The organism is Mycobacterium intermedium, assembly GCF_002086275.1.
GTDB classification, from domain to species: domain Bacteria; phylum Actinomycetota; class Actinomycetes; order Mycobacteriales; family Mycobacteriaceae; genus Mycobacterium; species Mycobacterium intermedium.
This window is the reverse complement of record NZ_MVHT01000171.1, coordinates 1-4688: the sequence shown is the minus strand read 5'-3', so window position 1 is coordinate 4688 and position 4688 is coordinate 1. Positions and strand designations below refer to the sequence as shown.

General features: G+C 63.1%; 2 protein-coding genes. Both read right to left on the bottom strand.

Annotation, left to right across the window (positions count from 1 at the left end):
- A partial coding sequence (locus BST27_RS29625; protein ID WP_139805456.1) for a PE family protein occupies positions 1-1045 on the bottom strand: 1045 nt, incomplete at its 3' end.
- Between the two features lie 330 nt (positions 1046-1375).
- Positions 1376-4135, bottom strand: coding sequence for a glycoside hydrolase family 2 protein (locus BST27_RS29620; RefSeq protein WP_079220290.1), 2760 nt, complete (start codon positions 4133-4135; stop codon positions 1376-1378).
- Positions 4136-4688 lie beyond the last annotated feature (553 nt).

The following is a 4688-nucleotide window of genomic DNA, read 5'->3' as shown; positions in this document are numbered from 1 at the left end:
CGCCACCGTTTGTACCTGTGCCGTTTGGCTCGAAGATGCCATATTTACCGGGTTCGCCGGCGGTACCGGCGGCGTCGCCCCCGTTACCACCATTGCCGGCGTTGGTTCCGCCTTTGCCGCCGGTGCCGAATAGCAACCCGCCTTGTCCGCCCGCACCCCCGGGCGCGCCGATGCCGCCGGCACCGCCGGCCCCGCCGGTGCCAATAAGTCCGGCACCACCACCTGCTCCGCCCATCCCCCCGGCACCGCCACTGTTAGCACCGAACCCAGCTTCACCGCCCGTCCCACCATTGCCCCCGTTGCCGCCCACACCGCCGCTGCCGAACAACCAAGCCCTACCACCGATACCCCCGTTACCGCCGGCACCACCCGGGTTCCCCTCGTAGGCAAGCGCACCCTCACCACCGAGCCCACCAGCACCGCCGTTGCCGAACAACCAACCCCCAGCACCACCAGCACCGCCGCCGCCACCCGCGCCCCCGGGTTCGATCAAGTACCCCGGGCCCAGTGCGCCGTTGCCGCCCCGACCACCGTTGCCGAACAACCCGGCGTTGCCACCGCTACCGCCGGCCTGACCGGTCGCGAACTGGCCGTCGGCACCATTCCCGCCGTTGCCCCACAACAACCCGCCATCACCACCGTTGCCACCCGGCGTGGTCGCGTTGGCGCCGTCCCCAATCAACGGGCGCCCCAACAGAGCAAGGGTGGGCGCGTTGATAGCACCAAGCACGCTGCGCTCCACGTCCTGCCACAACGTCACGGCATTAAGCGTCTCTGCGGCCGCGTATGACCTGCTGGCACCCCCAATCGCCAGCAAGAACTGTTCGTGGTACGCCGCTACCTGAGCTTCAATCGCCTGGTACTCGGTGGCATGCCCGGAAAACAGCAACGCGATCGCGGTCGACACCTCGTCGGCACCCGCCGCCCCTATCGCCGTCGTAACACCAGCCGCGGCCGCACTGGCCTCCTGAACCGATGAACCAATGCCTGCCAGTTGCCTAGCGGCCTGCGCGAGTGCTCCGGGCGCGGTAGTCAAAAATGACAACGCTGCTCCTATCGGTCGTGCGTAGAGAGGAGCTCAACGCGCGTCGTCCAAAAGAAACTGACCTTTGCGTTAACGATAATTTCATTGCGCACTGCGGGTGCCGCTTTTCAGTCAAGCTGGCGAACTTTGTGACGGGAGCCATAATGCGTGACGTGTTGCACTCGACACGTCTTCAGGTCTTTCGCGGCGGTGATGACGTCGAAACCGTCAACGGATACACAGCGCGCAAACGCACTGACTCTGCGGTGAGGGCGCGGTCATCTCGAATTTCTTCACCCTGAGCGCAAAGTAAAACTGCCTCCCGCCACAGGCGGCGGTGATGCTGTTCTACTAGCTGACAGGAACCGTTATCGGCGACGTGTTGTGCCCGGACAGCCGTACCCAGTTCGCCGACGGGCCCTGGCGCGGAACGGTTCCCCGAATTTCTACCGTCTCTCCTGGAAAAACCGTCACGTAGTTGTCGTCGTACTGGATTGGCAGAATCTCGTCGCCGTCACGCGAGGACAAGATCTCGGCACGCTCGAAGAAGGCGATGTTCGGCGTGTAATTGTGCAGCCGCACCACCACCGTGTCCTGCCCCTCCGTCGACTCGTGTCGCGCCGTGACGTCCAGCGGAACGGGCGGCATCGAGTTCAACGCCGTCATGTCCGCCCAACTCGTCTGCCACGACTCGAATGCCCGGTCGTTGATCGGGTCCCCCACATCGTCCGGTTGCTGGGACTGCCAGTAGACGTTGTCGGCAACGATTTCCCCTGAGGGACGGGTCAATTCACACCGAACGAAGAACACGGGCGAGTTCGCCAGACCGCGGGGCAGCGTCATGGCTTCGACGGCGTCACCCGCAGAAACACCGATGCCGTCTGCGCGTCCATCGGCCTTCACATTGCCCTGCAGGTCGTAGACACGCACCCGGACCGCTAGATCCCGCTCGTCGACCTGGCTCTGGTTGACGACGCTGATGCGTGCCGGGCCGGCATTGTCGGTGGCGTACGAATCGAACACGACCGACAGCGGCCGTAGCCCTTTCTTGGCCCCGAAATATGCGCCGCCGGGGCGCAGGTAGTAGTCGAAGAGTTGCCCGAAGAACGACGGCCATGGGCTGTTCAACATCCAGTAGATCGTCATCTTGTGCATGCCCCATCCCCCGGCGGCAAACGCCTCGAACTGCGCCCGAGCGCCCTCGTATTGGGCCAATTGCGCTTTGGCAGCGAACATCTCGGCGCTGTAGGACGGTCCGTAGCGGAGGTTGATCGAGCGCTGAGCACTGGTCAACGCGGCGTTCTTGGGCTGTGAACCCGCGTGGAAATACCAGGTGTCGTTGATCGGCCATAGGTCGTCGGGCGGGATGAACCGTTTCAGACTGGCATACGGCGGGATCTGTTCATTGCTGCCCTGTTCGGCGGATGCACCCCAGGTAGCGCCGTATCGCCCGCTGAACCAGTACGTCGGCGGCCGCCACGAATAGGGTCCGCCCATATCGATGCCATCCCACAGCGCCATGCCGTTGGAATCCCTCGTCAACAGCGACACCGTATCGACAGTGGCGTTCTGCCAGTGCATCTCATCAAGAATGGCGCGGTAGCGGGCACGCACATGCCGCGGGGGCAAGCCATCGCTGCCGTTGGCCCAAACGAACGCCGAGGCATGGGTTCGCAGTAGCTGAATCTGGGTGCGCAGACTCGCCATCGCAACACCGTAATCTTCGGTGTCCCACTGCTCCCATTTCTCCCACTGGTTGCAGCACATCCAACCGGCCATGATCGGAATACCAAGCTCGTCAGCCTTTTCGATGAGGTGTTCAGTGGCGAGCTTGCCCTCGAACCGGAGCATGTTGAGGCCAAGGTCTTTGGCGTACTGAAGGATCACGTTCTCTCTGTCGGGGTCGTTCCGATAGAGCAAGTCGGGCGTATAAGCCGCGCCGCGTACGGGAAAGTCCTTGCCGTTGACTTTCAGATAGAAGTCTCCGCCGTCTGCGGAGAAGCTGTCGTCACGGTGCTGGGTAACGGTCCGAATCCCGAAGCGTAGCTGCTTGTCGTCGCTGAGTCGGTTTTCGATCCGGAACTCCAACCGAAGGTCGTGCAAGGTGGGCTGCCCCATGGTGTAGGGCCACCACAGATCCGGATGTTGAAACGCCAACTGTGGGAATTCATCTGGCGTGAAGGTGATTTCCCGATCCTCGCCAGGCTTCAGGGTGACAACCTGATCGACACTGGTCTCGCTCCGGTCCGGTCGGGTAATCGTGGCGCGGAGCACCCCGCGGGTGCGTTGTGCGGAGTAGTTGTGCAGGTCGGCGTGGATGGTCAATCGCGCGCTGTCGGTGCGTGGCAGCGGAAGGTCGGAATTCACTGTCGCAGCACCGATTCCGACCGCGCCCAGCGCCGTCAAGTACACCGGCTTCCAAATGCCGGCGTTGCGGTCGGAAACAAACGAGGTGCCACGCCGATCCGGATCACCGTCGGCCGGCGGAAAGCCGAGGTAATTCCAGTTGATCCAGTCGTTCCAGCTGTCGGCCAATTCCACGCCGTCGACGTCCTGCAGGGCACGCTCGGGCGTCACCTTCACCGCCAGAAAGTTCCGCTCGCCCGGCCGGATCAGCGACGTCACGTCGAACTCGTGAGCAACGTACATGCCGACGACCCGCTCGGCGCCGGCGACCAACTGCCCGTTCAACCAGATCTCACCGCGGTAGTTGATGCCAGGGAATTCCAACAGGTAGGTCGTCCGGCCCACCGGGGCGGTGAACTCGTCGCGGTACCACCAGTCCTTCTCATACAGTTGCTGCGGTACGCGGTCGCGAAGATTTTGGCCTATGTAGGGATCCGGGAAGGCGCCGTTTTCGCGGAGTATCTCTAACACGGTGGCCGGCATTCGGCTGACCTTGTACCACCCGGCTGCGTCGTAGTCCGACGACAGGGCGTCGCCGGTCACGGTGAGTTGATCCGCCGGGGACAGCGTCCAATTCGATGCCAGCTCAAGCCGTTGCGGGGCAATGGACGGGGCGTGAACGGCGATGGGCGTACGCGCTGCGGCACAGAGTGACAGCGAGGCCAGCGCCAACACGATGAAGATCTTGACCGCGACCTTCAGCATGCTTGCGCGCCTCCTTGAATTGGTTTGTCCGGCCCATCATTGCGCCCACCTCTGGCCGCAGCAACATGATGCTCCCACTGCAGGCGAGGCGCGCGGTCGCGTGACGGTTGCCCGTAGGCCCGGCAGCAATTTCTGGCCGAAGGGGGCAAAGCGGTAGAACTGCGCGGCGAAGAAGGCGCTGATCGCACAGCAACTGCGCGGCCACCCTCCCGGTAATTGCTGGTTACTGCTGTGCGACAACCGGATTCATTATCGACCTCATCCGATGAGATCGGGACCATACCGGTACCGCCGTCCCGCCACGCGCTGCGGCCGGCCGCCCATGCGCAGCCGTTTTACCTGGTTTGACAAGCCCTCCTCCGCAATAGCGGGGACTTCCTATTCGTGGCTCGCGTGAATACGATTAGCGGTTCGAGTCGCCCCCGTTTTGGTCGGAATAGGAGGGGTAGATGACTAGTCTCCTGAGTGCAGTACCTGAGGCTTTGACCACGGCATCGGCAGACTTGAACGTGATCTCGGAAGCGGTCATCGAGGCTACGTCGTCCTGGGCGCC